The sequence below is a fragment of the Polyangium sorediatum genome (genome assembly GCF_029946465.1).
Classification (GTDB): domain Bacteria; phylum Myxococcota_A; class Polyangia; order Polyangiales; family Polyangiaceae; genus Polyangium; species Polyangium fumosum.
Genome location: NZ_JARZHI010000006.1, coordinates 25633 through 47899, shown reverse-complemented (window position 1 = coordinate 47899; position 22267 = coordinate 25633). Strand labels below are relative to the sequence as shown.

The following is a 22267-nucleotide window of genomic DNA, read 5'->3' as shown; positions in this document are numbered from 1 at the left end:
GGCGGGCGCAAACAAGCACAACGTCGGCCGGATGGGTAGCGGGCCTTTGACGGGGTGGGTATGGTCGCGCCCGTGACGCCTCGGGACGTGGGCAAACGCCTGGCCCCTTACGCCTTTCCCCTCGCGGTGAGCTTCGCCCTCGGCGCCCTCGCCATCCGCGGGATCCTGACCCGCGCCGGTCGCCCCGCGCTCCCGCTCGACGACGCCTTCATCCACCTGCAGTACGCGCGTCGCCTCGCCGAGGGCCACTTCTTCTCGTACGTGCCCGGCGAGGGCTACACGACCGGCGCGACGAGCCTGCTCTGGCCGATCTTCCTCGCGCCGTTTCATCTCCTCGGCCTGCGCGGGCTCTCGTTCATCTGGGCTGCGTGGCTGCTCGGCACGCTCGCGCACGCTGCGCTCGCCGTCGAGACCGGGCGCCTCGCGTTTCGCCTCGCCGGCCGCGCTGCCGGCGCCGGCGCCATGCTCATGTGCCTCGGCTTCGGCGCGTTCACCTGGTTCGCCTGGAGCGGCATGGAGACCATCCCCTTCGCGTGGATGCTCATGCGCACGGCGCGCGTCGCGGCCGCGTACTGCGAGCCGGATCCTGCGTCCCCGGCGCCGGGCCGTCGCCAGGCGATCGAGGTCGCCGCGCTCGGCTTGCTCACGCCCCTCGTGCGCCCCGAAGGCGCCGTCGCCTCGGCGCTCGCCGTCCTCGCGCTCGCGTCACGCCCGAACGGCGAGGGCAAACCGCGGCGCCTCGTCGCGCTCGTCCCCGCGCTCGGCCCGCTCCTCGTGCCGCTGCTCCACCTCGTGATCGCGGGCCACGCGGCTTCTTCGACCACGATGGTCAAGTGGCTCCCGGCGAACCCGGCGTACGACCGCGCCGGCATGATCGCGTTCCTCCAGTCGAACCTGCGCACCCTCTGGCAGAGCGTGCTCGACGGCGGCGAGTGGTCCGCGATCTTCGTCCCCGAGAACCTCCTCGTCCCCACGCTCCTCGGCGCCCTCGCGCTCGTCCATCGCGCGCACCGCGGCGCGCTCCCGATCCACGGCTCGTTCGTCCTCGCGATCGTCCTCGCGACGGCGTTGCCGTGCACGTACCTGAGCTTCCTCTGGAACCGCGTCCGTTACGTCTGGCCCTTCTACGCCGCGCACTTCGTCCTCCTCGCCTGCCTCGCCCGCGAGATCGGTGACCTCGCGCGGCGCTTCTTCCGCGCGCGCGCGCCCGTCACGCCGCTCGTCCTCGGCCTGTTCACCGGCGCCCTCGTCACCAAGCTCCCGTGGACGCTCTCCGACCTCGCGACGAGCGCGCGCGCGATCGATCACCAGCAGGTCACGCTCGGCGACTGGGCGCGCGAACATCTCCCGGCGGACGCGCGCATCGGCGTGAACGACACGGGCGCGATCGCCTACGTCTCCGATCGGCGCACCTTCGACGTCGTCGGCCTGACGACCGAGGGCGAGTCGCGCTACTGGACGTTCGGCGCCGGCTCGCGCTTCGAGCACTACGAAAAATTGCCCGCCGAGCGCCGCCCCTCGCACTTCATCGTGTATCCGCAGTGGATGGCCTGCCCGCCCGTGCTCGGCGAGGAGCTGCACCGCGAGACCGTGGTCGATCAGTCCATCCTTGGAGGGCAAACGATGATCGCCCACGAGGCGCGCTGGGATCTGCTCGGCTCGGGGGCGCTGCCGCGCGCGGCGGCGCCGAAGGGCACGCTCGCCGACGAGATCGACGTCTCCGACCTCGAGTCCGAGGACACACACGGCTACGCGCGCCTCGGCGCGTCGGACCAGGACAACGTGGTGGTGATGGCCGAACCACCACGGCGGGACGACGCGGGATCCGGCGAAGAAACACCCACCGCCGAGATCGCCGACGCGGGCCGCATGCGCCGCTCCCTCGACCGCTTCACCGCGACGCTCGCGCAAGGCCGCCCGGCGTCACTCGTCCTGCGCGCCTCAGCCGACACCGATGTCGAGCTCGTCGTGCGCGCGGGGGGCATCGAGATCGGCTCGGCGCGGCTCCCTGCCGGCGCGTGGGTCGAGCGTGTCGTGGAGATCCCGCCGGATCGCGTCTGGGCTCGGACCGAGATCGAGGTCACGCCGCGCGAAGCGGGCGTGTTCCATGCGTTTCACTACTGGCTTTACCAGTGACGCCAGAGCCTCCGCGGATCACGGCCGGTCCAGCTCGCGCGCGGCGTTCACGCTCACCACGCTCTCTGCCACCGTCGCGATCGCCCGCCGGACCGCGCCGTTCGCGAGCCGCTCAGGCCGCGCGGGCGCGATCGCCGCGCAGAGCGCCAGCGCCGTGACGTAGAGCGCGCCCATCACGGTGAGCAGCCGACGTGTCTCGTTCGGGATCCGCACGCGCTCCTTGCCCGACGCCTCGATGGCCACGAGCCGCGCGCGGATCTGCACCGGCCCGAGCACGATCACCGCCCGATCCCCCTCGTCCACCTCGAACGACACGGGCCCCGTCACGAGCCGGCCGAGCCCATCTTTTCCGTGTGTTCGTCCTCTCGCGTGCGGAGGCACGTGGAGCACGAACTGCCCTTCCTTGACCTCGGCCACGACCACGGGGTGGCCTCCGTACTCGGTCATCGGGATCCGCGCGATCGACTCCGGGGCCTGCCCGATCCAGCACACGCCGCCATCGAGCACGTGGCGCACGCCGAGCACCTCGGTGCCACGCAGCGCGACGAGCTCGAGCGCTTTGTGTGCGCCGTCTGCCGCCTCCACATCCCGACCTTCGGAGGTCTTCTCGCCCTCCGTCCTCGACGCGAAAAACGGCTCCTTCGCCATGGTTCCCTCGTAAACCTCCCTGGTTCCGGGGCGGCTCGATCGGGAGCCCGGTGCGAGCGAGGGCCCGCGCCATGCACGATGGACGGACACCGCCGTACGTTGTAAATGCAGGCCCGTGCGAAAGCGGCCTCTCGGCAAAACCTCCCTCGAAGTCTCCGAGCTCGGCCTCGGCACGTGGGGGCTCTCGGGTGACGGGTACGGGCCCGTCGTCTTGCCCGAGGTCGATCGTGTCCTCGATCGTGCCGTCTCCTCCGGCGTGAACCTCTTCGACACCGCCGACGTCTACGGCCGCGGCGCGATGGAGAAGAAGCTCGGCGCGCGCCTGCCGAAGGACACGACCTACGTCGTCACGAAGATCGGCACCGACCTCGACGCCTCACCCGCGCAGAAGCGCTTCGATCCGAGCTACCTGCGCGTCGCCTTCGAGCGCTCACGCGAGCGCCTCGATCGCAGCCCCCTCGACGTCGTGCTCCTCCACAACCCCACCGAGCACACGCTCACGCGGACCGAGACCGTCGCGTTCATGAAGGAACTCGAAGAGCGCGGCCTCGTGCGCGCCTGGGGCGTGAGCGCCGGATCGGTCGAGGTCGGGCGCGCCGCGATCCGCGCCGGGGCCAAGGTCCTCGAGCTCGCGTACAACGTCTTCGTCGCCAAGGATCTCCACGCGCTCTCCGCGGACGTGAAGGAGCACGGCGTCGGCGTCCTCGCGCGGAGCGTCCTCGCCCACGGCTTGCTCACGGGCCACTGGAGCCCCGAGCGCGAGTTTTACGCGGGCGACCACCGCGTCGATCGTTGGAGCCAAAAAGAACTCGCGAAGCGCATCCAGCAACTCGACGCGCTCCGCCCCTTCACCAAGGCCGAGGACGTGGGGACGCTCCGCTCCGTGGCCCTCCGGTTCGTCCTCGCGAACCAGCTCGTCTCCTCGGCGATCCTCGGCCCCCGCTCGGTCGCCCAGTTCGACCAGCTCGAACGCGAGGCGGGCGAACCGCCGTACCTCAAGGACACCGTGATGGTCGAGCTCGCGGCGCGGCTGAAGGCCGTGGGCGTCGAGGTCTGACGGAGCCTGCGCAGGAACACCATGGAGAGCGCAAGCATGGACACCGAGCTGGAGACCGTCCTGGCCATCGCCCGCGAGGCGGCGGAGATCGTCCGCGCGGTCTACCGGACGGCCTTCGCCGTCGAGATGAAGGGCCCGAACGATCCGGTCACGCGCGCCGATCGCGAGGCGAACACGCTCATCTGCGCGCGCCTCGCCGAACGGTTCCCCGGCGACCCGATCATCGCCGAGGAGACCCCGCCCGAGACCGCGGCCGAAGCACGACAGATGGTCCAGAAGAGCCGCGTCTTCTTCGTCGATCCCCTCGACGGCACGCGCGAGTTCGCCGACCGGAACCCCGAGTTCGCCGTGATGATCGGCCTCGCCGTGGACGGCCGCGCGACGCTCGGCGTGGTCGTGATGCCCGAGTCGGGCGAGGCGCTCTGCGGCCGCGTCGGCGCGTCCCCCGTCGCCTTCCTCGAAGCCTCGGACGGCACGCGTCGCCCGCTTCGCGTCACCGATCAGCGAGATCCCTCGAAGGCGACGTTGATGGTCTCGCGCTCGCACCGCCCGCACCTCACCGAGCCCTTCGCCCAGCGGATCGGCGTCCGCCGTATCGTCCCGTGTGGATCCGTCGGGGTGAAGGTCGCGCGCGTCTGCACCGGAGAAGCCGAGATTTACGTGCACGGCGGCACGGGCGCGAAGCTCTGGGACACGTGTGGCCCCGAGGCGATCCTCGTCGCTGCGGGCGGCCGCTTCTCGGACCTCGACGGCGCGCCGATCGACTACGCGTACGGCGGGCTGAAGCTCGAAAACGGCCTCGTCGCGACGAACGCCGCGCTCTACGACACCGTGATCGAAGCCATCTCCTCTTTGCGCTAAGCTCCGCCCACCATGCGCGATCGAGCCAGCGTGGTGATCGTGGGGGGCGGGATCATGGGCCTGTCCGTCGCCTGGCACCTCGCGAAAGACCACGGCATCACGGACACGGTCGTCGTCGAGAAGGGCTACCTCTGCGGCGGAGCGAGCGGCCGCAACGGCGGCGGCGTGCGGGCCCAGTTCGGCAGCGAAGAGAACATCCGGCTCATGCAGGAGAGCATCCGCATGTGCCGCGACTTCGCGGCCGAGATGAAGATCAACGTCTGGTTCCGCCAGGGCGGCTACCTCTTCCTCGTCCGCAATGAACCCGCGCGGAAGAACCTCGAAAAGAGCGTGCGCGTGCAGAACGAGTGTGGCCTCGCGACGCGCCTGCTCGAACCCAAAGAGGCCAAGCGCATCGTGCCCGAACTCGACATCGAGGGCGTCCTGCTCGCGAGCTACAACCCCGACGACGCCGTCGTCTTCCCTTGGCCGTTCGTCTGGGGCTACGCCGAGTGCGCGCAGAAGCTCGGCGTCGACATCGAGACCTTCACCGAGGTCACGGGCTTCGAGACGCGCGGCGCGCGGATCGAGGGCGTCGTGACGAACAAGGGCCGAATCCGCACGAACCGCGTCGTCAACGCCTGCGGCGCGTGGAGCCCAGAGCTCGCGGCCCTGCTCGACGTGGAGCTACCGAACCGCCCGCACCGCCACGAGATCTGCTCCACCGAGCCGCTCAAGCCCTGGCTCAAGCCGCTCGTCGCGGACCTCTCGAACGGCCTGTACTTCTCGCAGTCGATGCGCGGCGAGATCGTCGGAGGCATCTCCAACGAGGACGTCCCCGAGGGCCTCGACATGGGCTCGTCCCACCGCTTCCTCGCGCTCTACGCGCGCGCCCTCACGCGCACGGTCCCTCTCCTCGGCCGGGTGAAGGTCCTTCGCCAGTGGGCGGGCTGCTACGACCTCACGCCCGACGCGAACCCCATCGTCGGCGAGGTCGATGCGATCGAACATTTCTACCAAGCCTCGGGCTTCATGGGCCACGGCTTCATGATGGCGCCCGTGATGGGCAAGCTCCTCGCGCAGCACATCGCCGAGGGCACGAAGCTGCCGCTCTTCGACCGCTGGAACCTGCGCAGGTTCGCCGAGGGCAAGTTGCTCTCGGAAAGCATGATCATCGGCTAAACTGCCGCGCGTGGCAAAGCTTGTCCTGATCACGGGGACGTCGAGCGGCATCGGTTTGTCCGCGGCGATCGAGTGCGCGGCGGCGGGACACCAAGTCGTGGCGACGATGCGCGACCTCGCACGGCGCGAGGCCCTCGAGCAGGCCGCGAAAGCGCGCGGCGTCTCGGTCGACATCGAGCAGCTCGACGTGACCTCGTCGAGCGCGGGCGACAAGATCCGCGAGCTCGTCCTCAAGTACGGACCCTTCTTCGCGCTCGTCAACAACGCAGGCATCGCGATCGGCGGGCCCTTCGAAGAGCAGTCGGAAGAAGACGTGCGCCTGCAGCTCGAGACGAACGTGCTCGGGCTCATGGCGACCACGCGCGCGATCCTCCCCTCGATGCGCAGCGCCGGCCGCGGCCGCATCCTCAACGTGTCGAGCACCTCGGGCCGCGTCGCCATGCCGTGCCTCTCGATCTACGCAGCGACGAAGCACGCCGTGGAGGGCTTCAGCGAAGCGCTGCGCTGGGAGGTCGAGCCCTTCGGGATCGACGTCCTCGTCGTCGCGCCCGGCACCTTCCGCACGCCGATCTTCTTCGAGAACATGAAGCGCGGCGCGCACGTCGCCGACGAGGGCCCCTACGGACCGCTCATCCGCAGGATCGAGGATCTCGCCATCGGTGGAGCCAGGCGTGCGCCACCGCCGGACGAGGTGGGTCGCACCCTCGCGCGCCTCGTCGGAGCGCCGTCTCCCCCGTTCCGGACGATCGTCGGTCGGGACGGGTTCGCGATGACGACCCTACGCGGTGTGATGCCTGACCGTTTATTCGCGCTGGGGCTGCGCCGAGCGCTCGCGCTTTCGCGGGTTCGTTGACACGTCGAGCGACCACGCATAGCGTGCGGACCCTAGATCGCAGGCGAGCTGGGTCGCTTTCTGTAGTCATCCGGGGGACTTGGCCTTCCGGGGAACGCGAGCCCGCTGGTCTTCGGCAAAGCGCTGTCATTCGTTTCCGCTCGCTAGTGGCACCGTGGTCGTCGTGATGCGGGGGGCATCTAGGACCCATCCAACGCACGACCGCCGTGCCAAGGCCGCTCCTGAGGGAACGCCGGAGGAAGACATGGTCCGCACTGCACGCCGAATTTACCCCACCCTTCGTTCGCTCCTCTTGGGGGCTGTCGTCGCCTCGGGGGTGACTGTCGCCACGAGCGCCATCGTTGGCTGTGGGGGGGACGAGAACGACCCCCTGACGCACGTCAAGAAGCTCTCGGATCCGGCCACGCGCGTGCCTGCCGTGAGCCGTCTCGTCCAGTTCTTCGAAGACGCGATGACGAAGGACGCCAAGGACAGGAACGGTCCGAACGTCAAGCCGCTGCTCGACAAGATCGTCGAGCCGATGTCGCAGATCTGTGCGACCGGCGATCTCGACGAGAAGACGCAGTCGAAGGTCGTCAAGTTCCTCTCCGACGCGCGTGATCTTCGCGGCGCGCCGTGCCTCATCAAGACGCTGAAGGACTACAAGCCCGACAGCACGGAAGAAGACGTGCGCGCCGCGGCGCGCGGCGTCGGTCCGATGAAGGCGAAGGAGGCGGCGGGCCCGCTCTTCGAGGCGTTCTCGAAGCTCCGCCACTCGAAGCCGAAGGCCTCGCTCATCACGCGCGACGTGCACGACGCGCTGCTCGAGCTCGCCGAGCCCTCCTGGGAAGCCGACTGCATCAAGAAGATCGAGGTCCCGATCGCCGACCGCAAGGACATCAACGTCCTCAAGGACCAGTTCTACTGGCAGATCACCTGCGGCGAAATCCTCGGCCAGCTCAAGAGCGCGAAGGCGGTGCAGCCGCTCATCAAGATCGTCCTCTCGCCCACGAAGGCGGACGCGCAAGCGACGGCGATCTACGCGCTCATCAAGATCGGCAAGCCCTCGATCGAGCCGACGGTGAAGCTCCTCCAGGGTGCTGACGCCGATCTCATGAAGTACGCGAAGGAGGAGTTCCTCCTCGCGAACAAGGGCGAGGACGGCAAGGTGCCCGAGGCCGCCACGAAGCAGGGGGACACGGCGCACGTCGCGCCCTCCGCGCTCATCCTCGGCAGCATCGGCCGCGAGGAGGCCGTGCAGCCCATGATCGACGCGATCGCCAAGGCCGACGACACCGGCAAGGTCGTCATCGCCCGCGAGCTGCTCAAGCTCCCGGCCTCGGAGACGAGCCTCAAGGCGGTGCAGGGCGTCTACGAGAAGACCTCGATCACGATGACGATCCCGCCCGGCGTCGGCGCGCGTGATCAGCTCCTCGAGACGATGGGCTACCTCTTCGACGCGAACCTCGTGCCCTGGATGGTGAAGAACGCGCTCGACGCGAAGGGCGAGGACGCCGACCTCGAGCCGATGCGCGCCGCGACGCTGCTCACGGCGATGAAGCTGATGAAGGCCGACCAGATCCCCGAGGTCGACAAGCTCTTCAACTCCAAGATCAACGGCCCCGATGGCAAGCCTTCCACGCTCGGCAAGGGCTACGAGAAGGAATACAAGACGGCCACCGACCTCCTGAAGGAGTGCGGCGACAAGCTCGACTGCTACTACGGCAAGCTCAGCGATCCGAACTCGCACGTCGGCGACAAGCAGTTCATCGGCATGAAGAGCGCGTACATGATCGGCGTGCTCGGCGGCGACGCCGCGCGCCCGAAGCTCGTCGAGATCCTGCCGAAGGTCACGAACGCGGCCGCGAAGTTCATCTCGGTGCAGGTGATCGACCGCCGCTCGGCGAAGGGCGATGCGACCATCGCCGGCCAGCTCCAGAAGATGGTCGACGAGGCCGAGGCGACGAAGGACAGCAACAAGATCGCCGCGGTCAACCCCTTCAAGACGGTCATCTACCGCTTGAACGCGCGCAGCCAGTAAACTGGAACTCCCACACCCCGCAGTGAACGATGGGGGCTACGCTCGGACGAGCCGAGCTACGCCCCCAAACCCCCGCCCCCTCTCCTTCCGGGAGAGGGGGTTTTCGTTTCGAAGCCCGGGGGTTTTGTTGCGTGGGGTTGGTTCTTCGCGCGCGCGGGGGTTTTGTTTTCGGCGCGCGTGCAACCAAGCGTAGTATCCCGCCGCTTTATGCTCGTGCTGGAGGTAACGCAGGGGATCGCTGCGGGTCGAACGTTCGAGATCGGCGAGGAGGTCGTTCGCATCGGGCGCGCTCCATCGAACGACGTCGTGCTCGAAGACCAGCACGTCTCCGGGGAGCATGCGCGCATCGTCGTCGGCGCCGATCGCGCTGCCTTGCACGACCTGCGCTCGACGAACGGCACGACGCTCGTCCGGAGCGAGGAGCGCAGGCGCGTGACGCCCGAGACCGGGCCCGTCGAGCTCGAGTCCGGCGACATCGTCGAGCTCGGCACCGGCGACAACGTGGCCGCCCTCCGCGTCACCCTCTCCGACGACGGCGACAAAGCCCGCGTCGTGCAGATCAAGCCGATCGAGGAGATCGTCCCCGCCGCCGCGGCGATCGAGCGTGATCCCGGCCTGCTCTCGAAGCTCTACGCCGCGCAGAAGCGCATCGGCGCGGGCAGCGATCTCGATCAGGTCCTCATCGAGGTCGCCGACGCCTCCCTCTTCCTCGTCCCGAGCGCGACGCACGCCACCGTCATCCTGCGCGACGACGAAGACGGCCGGGATCCCGGCGCTGCTGCCTACGTGCCTGTCATGACCCGCGTGCGCCTCGCGAACGGCGCGGGCGGCCCGCCGCGCGGCCCCGTGCCCGTCGCGCGCAGCGTCTATCGCAAGGTCGTCAAGGAGCGCGCCGCCGTGCTCGCCGCCGACGCGCCCACCGACGTCGGCCGCACCGAGTCCATCATGGGCGCCTCCATCCGCAGCACCATCGGCGTCCCTCTCTTCCGCGGCGAGGACATCATCGGCGTCCTCCAGATCGACAACCGCAGCGCGCCCGGCATGCTCCACGCGCACGACGTCGAGCTCCTCGGCGTCCTCGCGTACAACGCCTCGCTCGCCGTCGCGAACGCGCGCCTCATCAAGCGCCTCGTCTCCGCCGAGGAGCGCTTGCAGAAGGAGAACACCTTCTTGAAGGGCCGCGAGGAGAAGCGCCGCGGCGGCAAGGACGTCGTCATCATCGGCCAGAGCGAGCCGATGCAGCGTGTCCTCGCGCAGATCCAGAAGGTCGTGAACACGCGCGTCACCGTCCTGCTCGAAGGCGAGACCGGCACGGGCAAGGAGGTCATGGCGGCGCGCATCCATTACGGCTCGAACCGCCGCGACAAGCTCTTCGTCGCGCAGAACTGCGCCGCGCTCGCCGAGACGCTCCTCGAGAGCGAGCTCTTCGGCCACAAGAAGGGCTCGTTCACGGGCGCGACCGAGGACAAGAAGGGCCTCTTCGAGATCGCCGACGGCGGCACCCTCTTCCTCGACGAGATCACCGAGACGCCGCTCTCCTTGCAATCGAAGCTCCTGCGCGCGCTGCAGGAGGGCGAGATCCGCCCCGTCGGCGCCACGACCCCGAAGCACGTCAACGTGCGAATCGTGACCGCGACGAACCGAAACCTCGAAGAGGAAGTCCGGAAGGGCCGCTTCCGCGAGGATCTCTACTATCGCCTGAGCCAGTTCCCGCTCCGCCTGCCGCCGCTCCGCGAGCGCCGCGAGGACATTCCGCTCCTCGCCTCGCATTTCCTCCAGCGTTACGCCGAGGAGCTCGGCAAGCACGTGGGCGGCTTCAGCCAGCAGGCGATGGAGCTCATGGTCGCCTACGACTGGCCCGGCAACGTGCGCGAGCTCCAGAACGAGGTCCAGCGCATCGTGATCCAGCTCGACCCCGGCGCGTTCGCCACGCCCGACCTCCTCTCCCCGCGAATCCGCCAGGTCGAGGGCCTCGTCAACCGCGCCGGTGTCGCGCGCGGCACGCTCAAGGACATGATGGACGTCGTGGAGAAATACCTCCTCCTCGAAGCCCTGCGCGATCACAACAACAACAAGACGAACGCCGCCAAGACCCTCGGCATCACCCGCGAGGGCCTGCACAAGAAGCTCCGCCAATACGGCATCTGATCCAGCGTATTGCCCGGACAACCCCGCAGGTTTGTCGCGCAGGGATCCGTCCGGGACCCATGCCTCGCGCCCCGGCGCTCCGTTCGTCGGGGCCCCTCGTGGGCACGCCGGCCTTGAGGGGGAAGCGTACCTCGGTTACGCTTGCTCCCGACGATGTACAGCATCGAGAGCCACGTCGGCAGGCTGATCGAGGTCCGGTTCTGGTCGCCGGTCGGTGAGGGAGAAGCCATTGGCTGGCGTCGTGATCATGACGCGATGCTCCAGTCGGTGCTCGGGAGCTACATCGTCTTCGTCGATTTGAGCGACGCGAACGTCTTCCCGCCCGACATGGTCGAGGCGTACGTCGCGACGATGCGGAACGAGCCGCGCCTGCTCCGCGCGGCCCTGGTCCTCAGCGCGAGCCCCACGCTCTCGCTCCAGATGCAGCGCATCCTCCGCGACGCCTTCCACCCGCAGCGCCGCGCCTTCCGCGAGGTGCGCGAGGCCGAGAACTTTCTCGGTGACATCGTGACCTTGCCCGAGCGGGCGCGCCTGCGTGAGGTCATCGAGCGGCGCGAGCAGGGCGGCCCCATCAGCGCGCAGCCGGTGAGCGCCGGCGTCCCGCAGAGCACGGGCACACCGGCGAGCCTGCGGGGGCCGGTCAGCGGGCGCACGCCGACGCCGGCCACGGTTCGGATCCCGGTCACCCCCCGTTCGCCCTCGGGCGGTCACGGCGACGGGTGACCCCGCCGCACGCACCCTCGCGGGGGACGCTGCTCGCGGCGCTCTCCGCGGGGGCCGCCGGGGGCCTCGGGGCCACCCTGGCCGACGCCATCTTGCTCGTCCTCCGCTCGCGCACGCCGCCCGCGCCCTTGCGTGAGATCGCAGGCGCACTCGCCGCCGCGGGCGCCGTGTATCTCGGCGCGGGCCTGCTCGGCGGCGCCGCGTTCGCCCTCGCGACCGTCCTCTCGCGACGACGCGCCTCCGCGCCCGATGCGCCCGAGGCGCGCGCCCGCCGGGTCGATCGGATCACCGCGCTCCTCCTCGTCGGTGGTTTGTCCTTGACGATCATCCCCCTGACGAACCACGCCACCACGCTGCCGGCCACGCTCAAGCGGCATGTGTTCGTCGCGGCGGGCGTGCTCCTCGCCACGGCGGCGTTTGCCCTCGCGTTTGGCCTCGCGCGGCGCGCCGTGGACCTCGCCCTCTCCCTCCTCGCGGCCCGGCGCTGGGCCCTGCCTGTGCTCCTCGCCACGAGCGAGCTCGCCGCGATCGTCTCCTTTTTGCGCTCGCCGCATTCGCAGCAGACGTACATCGCGCTCGTCGCCGCCTCGTTCGGCGTCGCCTGCCTCGCGTGTTTCTCGCTCCTCCGCCGCATTTCGCGCCGCGCGCAGGCCGCCCTCTCCCTCGGCGCGCTCGCCTGGGTCGCTGCGATATCGATCACGGGCACCTCGGCGCGCAGCTATCACCTCCTCCGCATGGGTCGCACCTTGCCCTCGGCCTTCCTGCGCGAGCTCCCGCGCCTTCGCCCCGAGCCTTTCGCCGACGAGCTCACGCGCGCCGTCACGCGCGCCACGGCCTCGCCGCCCACGAATACGGCCGCCGCGGAGCCTCCCACGACGAACACGCCCGCGCCGCGTGACGATATCCTCCTCGTCACGATCGATACCCTCCGCGCCGATCGCCTTTATGGCCCGGACCGCGTCATCGATACCCACATGCCCGCGTTCGCCGCGCTCGCGGCCGAGAGCGTCGTCTTCCGCCACGCCTATGCGTCCGCGCCGGCCACGATTGGCGCCGTCACGCGCATCATGACGGGCAAACCCGAGCGCGACCTCGTCCACCTCGCCGTCCGCAGCAGCGTCCCCGCCCCGCTCTCCCCCGATACGAACACGGTCGCGCGCCGCCTCGGCGCCCTCGGGTACGAGACCGTCGCCCTCGTCGGCGGCCGCCTCGTCTCGTATTACCCTTCCCTCGCGCTCGGTTTTTCCCGGGTCGTCGAGGAAAACGACCACGCCCCGCTCCGCGCGCCGGACCTCGTGGACGCGTTCACCCGCGTGGCTTCACGCCCCGACCGCCGCGCGCCCCTCTTTGCCTGGATCCATTTCATGGAGCCGCACGATCACGCGCAGCTCCCGCAGCCGATCCCCGCCGGATACGCCGAGGCCGTCCGCCTCGTGGACAAGGAGCTCGGCCGCCTCGTCTCCTTTCTGCGCGCCTCGCCGCGCTGGAGCGCGACCACGCTCCTCGTGCTCGCGGATCACGGCGAAGGGCTCGGCGAGCGGGGCCTCGTCCACCACGGCCTCGCGCATCCGCTTCACATCACCATTCCGTTCGTCGCGCGTTTTCCCGGTGTCGCGCCGCGGATCGAAGCATCCGCCGTGGGTCACGCCGACGTGGCGCCCACGCTCCTCGCCGCGGCAGGGATCCTCGACGCGAATCTCCCCGGTCGCCCTTTGCAGATCTCTCCCGGGGGCGCCGAGGGCCTGTCTCGCTCGCTCGTCTTCGAGAACGTGGGGTATGCCGAAAGAGCGATCCCCATGGAGATCGGGATCGTCCGCTTCCCGTGGTTTTATTCGTTCGACGTCCGCGCGCAGCGGAGCGTGCTCGTCGATCTCGAAGCGGATCCCGAGGGGTATTTCAATCTCGCGGACGAGCGCCCCGAGGAGGCGGCTCGCCTCGCCCAAAGCCTCGCCGGCTCGCTCCGCTGACGCCGCCTGCCTTCACGTGCCCGTCTTGCGCAGCGGCACCTCGTGTGTATCCACCTCCCCTTCCGAAATGACCTCGGCCACCTCACGCCGAATCGTCGTGCTCACCGGCGCCTCGGTCTGCTCGGTCGCCCGCATGACGACGATCTCCTCCGTCACCACGGAGCGCTTGTGGAGATCGACCACTTCCTCGCGAATCGGAACGACGATCGATTCTTCCTGAAAGACCTTCCCCTCGCTGGCGGAGGTGCGCGCTCCTTGCGCGGCGACGGGCAAGCGCTCGACCGTCACCACCTCGCGCTTCACAGGCACCGTGAGCAGCCGTTCCTCCGTCACCACGTCCTTGTGAATGTGCACCTCGCCCACTTGCTCGGTGTGGGTCGTCGCCTGCACCTGTTCCTCGTGCAAGGCCAACCGGGCAGCCTCCTCCGTCCGCTCCGCCTCTTCGAGCCGCAACGCGGACTGAAGCGGCTCCTGGTGCGTCGCGGCGCGCGACGAAAAGGCCCCGCCCTCGAAGCTGAGCTCTTCCCGGCGCCGCAAAAGCACGAGCGTCTCCTCGCGGACCTCCGCGATGTCGTCGCAGGAAATCATGTAATCTTTCGGGAAAAAGAACCCTTTCTCCACCACGAAGTCATTCGCATGGACCGACACCACCTTGCCGAGCTTGTGCCCGTCCAAGGTGCGGACCTCCATCCCTTCCCGGACCTGATCGACGAACGGGTTCACCATGACGCGCCTCCTTCGCAAAGGGTTGTGACCGCTCGATCGCACGCCAAGACCGTCGGTCCGCGGCGACCGTTCCGGGTAGAAATTGCAATGCGCATGCCCACAATGGGGACGGCCGGCACGCCGGGGCGCTGCCCCGGACCCCGCGGGGGGCTGTCCGCCCCCTCGACCCCGGACCAGGCACGGCCTGGACCGAAGGTGGAAGAACTGCGCGATGCGCAGTTCTTCCAACGGGCCGGTGGCAAGACCATGGAGGTGGGGTTCAAGCGGGCGACGGGCACGCTGCCGGTTGAGCCTGCGGCGCAGCGGCTTCCGTTGGCAGGGTCGTCGGCGGTCTTGACCCCGGCTGTTCGATGAACTGCGCGTCGCGCAGTTCATCGTCCTGGGTCCAGCGCCTCGCTGGTCCGGGTCCCGGGGCGGACAGCCCCGGGTGGGGCCTGGGGCAACGCCCCAGCTCTGCGCCGTCGACAGCGAACCGCGCCGAGCCTTGGCGCCGCGGCCTTCCGGTGATAAGGGCCGGCCCTGCTTCGGAGGCACCCGGCCCGCGGGCCGCCCCGACGCGCCGGAGGTGTTCTCACACATGATCGTTGGCGTGATCGGCTCGGGATCGATCGGCCCGGATCTGGCGTACGGCTTCGTATCTGCCATCGCCAGGGAAGGTGGCCGCGTTTATTTGCACGACATCAAGCAAGAGGCGCTCGACGCGGGCATGGCTCGTATCGGGACCTATGTGACGAAGGCCCTTGCCCGCGGCAAGCTCTCCGAGAGCGCCGCGCGCGCCGTGAAAGAGGCCCTCGTCCCGACCCTCTCCCTCGCGGACCTCGCCGCGTGTGATTACGTCCTCGAGGCTGCGACCGAGGATCTCCCCATCAAGCGCAAGATCATCGCCGCGCTGGAGGCCACGGTCCGGCCCGACTGCCTGATTGGCTTCGCCACGAGCGGCATCCCGCGCGCCGAGATCGCGAAAGGCACGAAGCACCCCGAACGTTGCTTCGTGAACCACCCCTTTTATCCTGCGTGGCGCGCTCTCCCGGTCGAGGTCGTCCTCTCGGGGGATGACACGTTCGGCGAGCGGATGATCCGCACGCTGGAGAAGCTCGGCAAGGTCCCCATCATCACGGCGGACGTCGCGTGTTTCGCGGCCGACGACATTTTCTGCAATTACGTCTCCGAGGCTGCGCGTATCGTCGCCGAGGGCGTGGCGACGCCGGCGCAGGTCGACGCGATCGTCAACGACGCGATCGGCGGCGGCGGCCCGCTCAACGTGATGGACTTGACCCGGGGCAACCTGCTCACGGTCCATTGCCAGGAGCTCATGCGGGATGCGCCCACGGGCAGCGCTTGGTTCGAGCCGCCGGCCATTTTGCGCGAGGTCGGCAATCGCCCCTGGCACGACCCGAAGAACCGCGGCGACGGCCGGTACGACGCGGCGCTCGGCAAGACGGTCCTCGATCGCATCCTCGCCGTGCTCTTCGCGCGCACCTATTTCGTCGCCGACGAGAACATCTGCGCCCCCTCGGACCTCGACTGGCTCACGCGTATGTCGCTCGGCTTCCGCAAGGGCCTGCTCTCGCTCGCCGAGGAGTTCGGCATCGAGCGCGTGCACGCCGTCTGCACCACGTACGCCGCTGCGCATCCGGGATTCCACGTCCCGAAGAGCATCACCGAGAAGAACCTCCCGCGCTTCCGCAAGAACGTCGTCGTCACGCGGGACGGCGACCTCGCGCTCGTCTCGGTGCGCAGGCCCGAGGTGCGCAATGCGTTGAACCGCGAGACGCTCTCCGAGATCGAGGCATCGATGAAGGAGCTCGCCGCAGACGACACGGTCAAGGGCGTGATTTTCACGAGCCAGGACGGCGCGCTCGCGGGCGCGGACATCGGCGAGCTCGCCTCGCTGAAGACGCCGGCCGATTGCGAAGCCATCTGCCATTTCGGCCACGCGGTGCTGGACACGATCGCCTCGATGAAGAAGCCCGTCGTGGCAGCGCTCAATGGCCCCGTCCTCGGCGGCGGCGCCGAGATTTCGATGGCGTGCCACGGCCGCGTCGTCGGTCCGGAGCTCGTCCTCGGCCAGCCCGAGGTGAACCTCGGCATCATCCCCGGTTATGGCGGCACGCAACGATTGCCGCGGCTCATCGGCTTCGAGCGCGCGCTCGACCTCCTCCGCACGGGCCGTTCGGTCGGCGCGAAGGAAGCACACGCCTGGGGCTGGGCCACGATCGCCCCCGTGAAGGATTTCCTCGGGGAGGCGAAGGCCCTCGTGCAAAAGCACCTCGCGGGCGAGATCAAGCTCGCGCCCGTCGATGCGGCCCCGATCGCGGTCCCCGAAAAACTCCCCGCCACGGACCTCGGCCATCATTCGCGGGCCATCGACGCGATTCTGGTCTCCGTCGTCCGCCGCGGCAATGCCTTGCCGCTCGCCGAGGGCCTCGCGCTCGAAGCGAAGGGCTTCGGGCAATGCAAGGAGACGGTCGACCTCGACATCGGCATGAAGAACTTCATCCAGAACGGCCCGCGTGTACCGGCGGCGTTCCTCCACGAATGAGATCGGAGCGTTCGATGAGCAAGGAGACCAGCATCGTCATCCTCGACGGCGGGCGTCGCACCCCGCGCGCCGACATCCTCGTGGACAACAAGGCCCCGGGCCTCTTCTCGCGTTTCTCCACGACCCAGCTCGGCGGCATGGCCATCAAGGCGACGCTCGGGCGCACGAAGATCGACCCCAGCCTCGTGGGCCACGTGGTGATGGGCATGGCCCAGCACAGCCACCGGGACTCGATCTACGGCGCGCAGGGCATGCGCTGGCGTGGCGGCCTCGGCAAAGACGTCCCGGCCCTCACGGTCGCGCGCATTTGCGGCAGCGGCGCCGAGGCGATCTGCGTCGGCGCGGAGATCCTCCTCGCGGGCCTGCGCAACGACGAGGAGCGCCCATTCACCGTGGTCGGCGGCGCCGAGAGCATGCAATACCCCTTCTGCCTCTACGATTACCGCGGCAAGAAGGTCGGCGCAGCGACGCAAAAATACGGCCCCATCGAGGCGAAGGGCCTGCCCGCGGGCACGCACCTGCAGGACATGCTCCTCATGAGCCTCTACGACCCGAGCGCGAAGATGGCCATGGCAAACACGGCCGAGGAGCTCGGTCGTCGGTATGGCATCCAGCGCGAGGAGGCCGACGCATTCGCCTACCGCTCCCACAAGAACGCGAAGGCCGCCCGCGACGCAGGCCATTTCGACGAGGAGATCGAGCCGGTCGCGCTCCCCGCAGACGACGGCGGAGATCCCACGGTCCTCAAATACGACACGCACATCCTCGAAGATCCGAGCCCCGCAAAGATGGGGCGCCTGCCGCCCGCCTTCGAGGCAGGCGGCATCATCACGGCAGGCAACGCGAGCGCAGTCGTCGACGGCGCGGCGGCGATGCTCATCGGCAAAGAGTCAGACGCCGAGCGTCACGGCGCACGCCCGCTCGCGCGCATCGCAGGCATGGGCGTCGCCGCGTGCGACCCGCAAATCATGGGCTGGGGCCCCGTCCCCGCCGTGAAAAAAGCGCTCGCGAAGGCAGGCATCACGGGCAAGGACGTCGACATCGTCGAAATCAACGAAGCGTTCGCCCCCCAAGCCATCGCCTGCGTCCGCGATTTCGAAAAAATGGGCATCGACCCGGAGCGCGTGAACCCGATGGGCAACGCCATCGCGCTCGGCCACCCGCTCGGCGCAACAGGCGCAATCCTGACGCTCACGTGCGCCTACGCGCTGCGCCGGACGAAGAAGCGCTACGGCATCGTCACGATGTGCATCGGCGGCGGCCAAGGCATCGCGCTCGTGCTCGAGTCGATGGGCTGAGGCGTCTCACGCGTAAGCCGTCGCGCCGGGGCGCTGCCCCGGGCCCCGCGGGGGCTGTTCGCCCCTCGACCCGAACCAGGGCCAGCCCTGGACCTCTAAGCATCGACTGCGCGAAGCGCAGTCGATGCGGGGAAATCATTTGTAACTGTCCGCCCCCCTTTGCAGGGCCAGCCCTGGACCGAAGGTGGAAGAACTGCGCGATGCGCAGTTCTTCCAGCGGGCCGGTGGCAAGACCATCGGGGCATGCGGCCGAGTCTCCGGACACACGACGTCGTGCCTCGAAGGAACGACGTCGTGCCTCGGGGGCGTGCCGCCGAGTCTCCGGAGACACGAGGTCGTGCCTTGGAGGGACGAGGACGTGTCTCGGGGGCGTGCCGCCGAGTCTCCGAACACACGACGTCATGCCTCGGAGGAACGAGGACGTGTCTCGGGGGCGTGCCGCCGAGTCTCCGAACACACGACGTCATGCCTCGGAGGAACGAGGACGTGCCTCGGAGGCGTGCGGCCGAGTCTCCGGACACACGACGTCGTGCCTCGGAGGAACGACGTCGTGTCTCGGAAGCGTGCGGCCGAGTCTCCGGAGATACGGGGTCGTGCCTCGGAGGAACGAGGGCGATGGAAGGCGCGGCGGGCTCGTGGCGTCGAGAGACGGGCTCGTCGCCGAAGACCTACGGCCCCATCGCGGCGTGGGACGGAGGCGTGCCGTTTGGAAGGTGAGGCCACCGCATCACGACACGACGTCATGCGACGGGACGTTGGCCATCGAGCTGTCCGCGCTTCGCTCTACAGCTCGTCCTTCCCACCCGTGAGCATCGCCTCCAGCCGATCGGCCTGCTCGGCGATGGCCATTGCGATAGCCACGAAGCGGGCCCGGTCCAGCGCTCGCAGCGGATACCGCGCCACGATCGTGTAATGCTCGGCTCGCTCGCAGAGCGCGCCCACGTCGAGCGAGCGGCTCCGGCGCAGCGCCTCCTCCGGCGTGAGACGATTCTTGGGACAAACGGGGCTCTCCAGCGTCACCCACGTTCCTTCACCGCCGCTCTCCTCCTCGAAACGCGGCGTGTGCGCGTGTGCGAGCAGGCCTTGCGTTCGTCCCACCGGCTTTTGCCAGGCGACCGTCACGCCGAAGGCTGTCTCGCCACGCCCATCGAGCGAAAACAGGTGGCGTGCGCGACGCGCGAGATCGTCGAAGGACGCCGGTTTGCTCCACGGATCCACGTCTGCTTCGGTCGTTTCCTCTTCCTCGACATCCTCGCCTGCGGCCACTGCGGCGAGGTCTCGCACGCTCGCGAGCATGGTCTCGGCGATTGCGAAAATGGCGGGCAGCACCGCGCTCGAATCTCGCGGGTCGATCACGAGCGACACGGCCTGGCCGTCGAATCGCACCGAGAGCGTCCCGATGCGCAGCTCCTCCCCGGCGGACTCGGGCAGGAGCGAGGGACCGAGCTCGATGTCGACGTCGAGCCCTTGCGGGGCTTCTTGCTCCATGTCGACGATGGCCCGCGCGATGCGCGCGTCCGGAAAAAAGGCCATGGCCTCCTCCAGGCTCGCGAGCGCGTGGGCCGGGGAGAACCGAGCGTAGGGCAGCGTGAAGCAAAACGGACGGGGCATGGTTTTCTCTCAGGAACGGGCGAGCTTGCCTTCTTCGATGGCCAGACCGAGGATGTCCGCCTGCTCGGCGAGCGCGAGCGAGATCTCCAGGAACAACGACGCGTCGAGCGCGCGCACGGGATAACTCGTCGTGAGGAGGTACGTCTCGCCGTCGAGGGAGATCTGGAAATCGGCGGCCGTATTGATGCCGACGGCCTCGGACGGCGCGAGCGCCGCGAGTGGGCAAACCTCGCATTCGAGCGCGACCCACGACGCGCCTGCGCCCTCGCCCATGGCGAACGTGGGCTCGAATGCGCGCACGCGGACGCCCTTCTTGCGGGGCGGCTCCTCCCAGGAGACCATGAACGAAAAGGACGTCTCGCCCGCTTCTACGGCCCCGAACGTCCGCGCGGCGACGACCCGAAGCGCCTCGAAGGCTTCGCCAACCTCGTCTTCTTCGTCCTCTTCCTCGTCCTCGCCGTCTTCGTCCTCGTCGTCCTCGTCTTCTTCCGCTTCCTCGTCTTCTTCCTCGTCTTCGTCCTCGTCCAGCTCGTCTTCGTCTTCCTCGTCCTCGAATTCCTCGTCGTCCTCTTCCTCGTCCTCGTTTTCGTCCTCCTCGATCACCTCGAGGCGACGCAGGACATCCTCGACGATCTTGACGAGCACCGGCATCACGAAGGCGTTTCGTTCGAGGTCCACGGCGAGCGTCGTCTCTTCGCCTTCGGCGGAGAGCGTGATCTCGGCGCTCGGGGCGTCCTCCTCTTCCGGCAATTCGGGGTCGTCGGGCGCGCGGTGGTGCTCGACGAGCGGGCGCGGCAGGGCGATCTCGATGCCGCAAAGGGGTTCGTCGGGGTCGTCAGCGACGTCGAGCTCGACGAACGTGACGCGGGCGCCGGGAAACGCGGCGAGCGACTGCTCCAGCGTGAGGAGGAATCGCGGCAGCTCCAGGCCCTCGAAGGGCAGGGTGAAGGTCGACCAGTTCGACATGAGCGGGCGCGGAGGATACACCTTCGCGGCCCGACGTCACGCGCGAACGGCCCGCGCCGCGCGGTGAAGCGCACCCGCGATGGTGAGGCGCGCATCCGAATCCCGAACGAGGTGGAGGAGCAAACCGACCTGGCCCCCGGGCCGCAATGTTATGTTCCCCTCCGGCACGTGCCACGCGCGCAGAAGCTCGCGCCCGAGCGTGGCCGGGAGAAACGGGTCGGAGAGCCCGAGCACAGCGTGAATTCGCTCCGGCGGAATGCCTGGCTCGCTCGGGGGATCAAAGACATCCCGCAGGCAAGCGAGGGCCTCACGGGTCCAGCCCGCGTCCAGGATCGCCTGCGACAGCCCCATTCGTTCGGCGAGGGGCGCGTCGAGGATCGCCTCGTCGAGCCGGAGGGCCGCGCCGGCGAGGAAGACGGCGTCGGGGCGCATCCCGCGGGGAAAACTCCGCGCGCGGCCACAAACCGCCTGCGCCACGAGCGCCCCGATGCTCGTGCCCCCGATGCCGACCACGGACGAACCAAGCTCGCGCGCCCACGCAATGAGCACCGCCATCTCCTGGGCGCCGGCCGCGCACAAACGAAAAAGCCCCTCGGGCCCCGCCGAAAGGCTCGCCTCGCCGCTCGCCTTTCCGGCGGGCGCGCGCCTCCCATGCCAGGGCAGCGCGAGCAGGATGACGCGATGCCCCCGCGCGGCGAGCCCGCGCCCCATGGCCTCCTCCTCGGGCCAATACACATCGTCGTCGCAGGCCGTGAAGAGGCCGCCTGCATAAAGGAACGTCGCCGCGATCTCCTCGCGCCGCTCCGGCTCGAAGACGCGGGCGTGAACGATATCGCCGATGCGCGAGGGCGAACGAAACCGGAGGAAGTATTCGGGTCCGACAGGCCCCGGGAGCGCGCGGGACCGCTCGATCGAAGGCAGCTCCGCGGGCAATCCATAGAGCAGCTCCGGCCGCGCAATCTCCCGCGCCCACCGCGCCGCGACCTCGCCGGGCGAGGGGACGTGGAAGGCGATCGGATCAAAGGGGATCTTTGCAGCGAAGAAACCGAGCGTTCGCTGGGGGACGAGGCACCGCCGCGCGCGCACGCGCCGCTCCATTTCCAGCCGGATGAGCTCGTCGCGTCCGGGCGACGGCCAGGGTTCACCCCAGAGCGCGCGCTCCCAGCGGCGCGTGATGTCCTCCCGCGCCGCGCGCGCCCGCGCGAATTGCGTGAGCCCACGGGCGAGGCGGCGCCGCATCGTCGTCGGGACCTCGTCTTTCACGCCGAGGCGCGCGATCAATTCGTCCGCGTCGGACGAGCCGAGGGCCGCGGCCATGGCGCCAAGGCGCAGGAGGCGCAGCTCGAACGGCAAACGTTCCAGCTTGAATCGTTCATAGGTGGGCGTATCGAGCAGGGCCCCGAGCGGGGAGCTGATCAGCCGGTGCACGGTCGGGGTCGGGAGCCGCGCTCGCATGAGACAGGTCTCTCCCCCATGCATGCGGCTTGCCGCCGCGCGCGGAGCGCAACAAGCGCTCCCTTGTCGGAAAAATGCGCCGGCGGCAAACCGAT

Annotated in this window: 16 protein-coding genes; 11 read left to right on the top strand and 5 right to left on the bottom strand. The window is 69.1% G+C overall.

The window, feature by feature from the left end; genetic code table 11:
• Positions 1–72 precede the first annotated feature (72 nt).
• A complete protein-coding gene (locus QHF89_RS09615) occupies positions 73–2136 on the top strand; it encodes a hypothetical protein (RefSeq protein ID WP_284720297.1) in 2064 nt (687 codons plus the stop codon).
• Between the two features lie 18 nt (positions 2137–2154).
• Here QHF89_RS09615 and QHF89_RS09610 read toward each other — a convergent pair whose 3' ends face one another.
• On the bottom strand, positions 2155–2784 hold the full coding sequence (locus QHF89_RS09610; protein ID WP_284720296.1) for a hypothetical protein: 630 nt from the start codon (positions 2782–2784) through the stop codon (positions 2155–2157).
• A 115-nt stretch (positions 2785–2899) separates the two neighbouring features.
• Between QHF89_RS09610 and QHF89_RS09605 the strand changes: the two genes are divergently transcribed.
• The 8 genes from QHF89_RS09605 (at position 2900) to QHF89_RS09570 (ending at position 13574) form a co-directional block, all read left to right on the top strand.
• On the top strand, positions 2900–3841 hold the full coding sequence (locus tag QHF89_RS09605) for an aldo/keto reductase (RefSeq protein ID WP_136936054.1): 942 nt from the start codon (positions 2900–2902) through the stop codon (positions 3839–3841).
• A gap of 21 nt (positions 3842–3862) precedes the next feature.
• Positions 3863–4702: a 3'(2'),5'-bisphosphate nucleotidase CysQ family protein gene (locus QHF89_RS09600; protein ID WP_136965701.1), complete on the top strand. Its 840-nt coding sequence runs from the start codon at positions 3863–3865 to the stop codon at positions 4700–4702.
• Positions 4703–4714: 12 nt separating this feature from the next.
• Positions 4715–5863, top strand: coding sequence for an NAD(P)/FAD-dependent oxidoreductase (locus QHF89_RS09595; RefSeq protein ID WP_136965702.1), 1149 nt, complete (start codon positions 4715–4717; stop codon positions 5861–5863).
• Between the two features lie 10 nt (positions 5864–5873).
• Entirely contained in the window at positions 5874–6716 is an 843-nt protein-coding gene (locus QHF89_RS09590) for an SDR family NAD(P)-dependent oxidoreductase (protein ID WP_136965703.1), read from the top strand.
• 244 nt (positions 6717–6960) lie between these two features.
• The gene (locus tag QHF89_RS09585) at positions 6961–8736 is read left to right on the top strand and encodes a HEAT repeat domain-containing protein (protein ID WP_136936050.1); all 1776 of its coding nucleotides are present in this window, start codon (positions 6961–6963) and stop codon (positions 8734–8736) included.
• A gap of 207 nt (positions 8737–8943) precedes the next feature.
• The gene (locus tag QHF89_RS09580) at positions 8944–10884 is read left to right on the top strand and encodes a sigma 54-interacting transcriptional regulator (RefSeq protein ID WP_136965704.1); all 1941 of its coding nucleotides are present in this window, start codon (positions 8944–8946) and stop codon (positions 10882–10884) included.
• A 141-nt stretch (positions 10885–11025) separates the two neighbouring features.
• On the top strand, positions 11026–11607 hold the full coding sequence (locus QHF89_RS09575; protein WP_136965705.1) for a hypothetical protein: 582 nt from the start codon (positions 11026–11028) through the stop codon (positions 11605–11607).
• Positions 11604–13574: a sulfatase gene (locus tag QHF89_RS09570; protein ID WP_136965706.1), complete on the top strand. Its 1971-nt coding sequence runs from the start codon at positions 11604–11606 to the stop codon at positions 13572–13574. Before QHF89_RS09575 ends, QHF89_RS09570 begins: the two co-directional genes overlap by 4 nt.
• A 12-nt stretch (positions 13575–13586) precedes the next feature.
• On the opposite strand, the gene QHF89_RS09565 is transcribed toward QHF89_RS09570, so the two are convergent.
• The gene (locus tag QHF89_RS09565) at positions 13587–14300 is read right to left on the bottom strand and encodes a YsnF/AvaK domain-containing protein (RefSeq protein WP_284720295.1); all 714 of its coding nucleotides are present in this window, start codon (positions 14298–14300) and stop codon (positions 13587–13589) included.
• A 577-nt stretch (positions 14301–14877) separates the two neighbouring features.
• Between QHF89_RS09565 and QHF89_RS09560 the strand changes: the two genes are divergently transcribed.
• Together QHF89_RS09560 and QHF89_RS09555 are read left to right on the top strand one after the other, a co-directional pair.
• Positions 14878–16842: a 3-hydroxyacyl-CoA dehydrogenase/enoyl-CoA hydratase family protein gene (locus QHF89_RS09560; protein ID WP_136965708.1), complete on the top strand. Its 1965-nt coding sequence runs from the start codon at positions 14878–14880 to the stop codon at positions 16840–16842.
• A 14-nt stretch (positions 16843–16856) separates the two neighbouring features.
• Positions 16857–18140: a thiolase family protein gene (locus tag QHF89_RS09555; protein ID WP_284720294.1), complete on the top strand. Its 1284-nt coding sequence runs from the start codon at positions 16857–16859 to the stop codon at positions 18138–18140.
• 783 nt (positions 18141–18923) lie between these two features.
• On the opposite strand, the gene QHF89_RS09550 is transcribed toward QHF89_RS09555, so the two are convergent.
• Genes QHF89_RS09550 through QHF89_RS09540 form a run of 3 tightly spaced genes read right to left on the bottom strand, consistent with a single transcriptional unit; the run spans position 18924 to position 22172 of the window.
• The gene (locus QHF89_RS09550; protein WP_136965710.1) at positions 18924–19751 is read right to left on the bottom strand and encodes a hypothetical protein; all 828 of its coding nucleotides are present in this window, start codon (positions 19749–19751) and stop codon (positions 18924–18926) included.
• Positions 19752–19760: 9 nt separating this feature from the next.
• Positions 19761–20717, bottom strand: coding sequence for a hypothetical protein (locus QHF89_RS09545; RefSeq protein ID WP_136965711.1), 957 nt, complete (start codon positions 20715–20717; stop codon positions 19761–19763).
• A gap of 36 nt (positions 20718–20753) precedes the next feature.
• Positions 20754–22172, bottom strand: a complete 1419-nt coding sequence (locus tag QHF89_RS09540) for a hypothetical protein (RefSeq protein ID WP_284720293.1) — start codon at positions 22170–22172, stop codon at positions 20754–20756.
• Positions 22173–22267: the final 95 nt, after the last annotated feature.

Bases quoted from the DNA above. Each gene is read 5' to 3' on its own strand.
- QHF89_RS09610 (WP_284720296.1), bottom strand. From the start codon at position 2,784: ATGGCGAAGGAGCCGTTTTTCGCGTCGAGGACGGAGGGCGAGAAGACC.
- QHF89_RS09600 (WP_136965701.1), top strand. From the start codon at position 3,863: ATGGAGAGCGCAAGCATGGACACCGAGCTGGAGACCGTCCTGGCCATC.
- QHF89_RS09595 (WP_136965702.1), top strand. From the start codon at position 4,715: ATGCGCGATCGAGCCAGCGTGGTGATCGTGGGGGGCGGGATCATGGGC.
- QHF89_RS09585 (WP_136936050.1), top strand. From the start codon at position 6,961: ATGGTCCGCACTGCACGCCGAATTTACCCCACCCTTCGTTCGCTCCTC.
- QHF89_RS09580 (WP_136965704.1), top strand. From the start codon at position 8,944: ATGCTCGTGCTGGAGGTAACGCAGGGGATCGCTGCGGGTCGAACGTTC.
- QHF89_RS09565 (WP_284720295.1), bottom strand. From the start codon at position 14,300: ATGGTGAACCCGTTCGTCGATCAGGTCCGGGAAGGGATGGAGGTCCGC.
- QHF89_RS09560 (WP_136965708.1), top strand. From the start codon at position 14,878: ATGATCGTTGGCGTGATCGGCTCGGGATCGATCGGCCCGGATCTGGCG.
- QHF89_RS09555 (WP_284720294.1), top strand. From the start codon at position 16,857: ATGAGCAAGGAGACCAGCATCGTCATCCTCGACGGCGGGCGTCGCACC.
- QHF89_RS09550 (WP_136965710.1), bottom strand. From the start codon at position 19,751: ATGCCCCGTCCGTTTTGCTTCACGCTGCCCTACGCTCGGTTCTCCCCG.
- QHF89_RS09545 (WP_136965711.1), bottom strand. From the start codon at position 20,717: ATGTCGAACTGGTCGACCTTCACCCTGCCCTTCGAGGGCCTGGAGCTG.
- QHF89_RS09540 (WP_284720293.1), bottom strand. From the start codon at position 22,172: ATGCGAGCGCGGCTCCCGACCCCGACCGTGCACCGGCTGATCAGCTCC.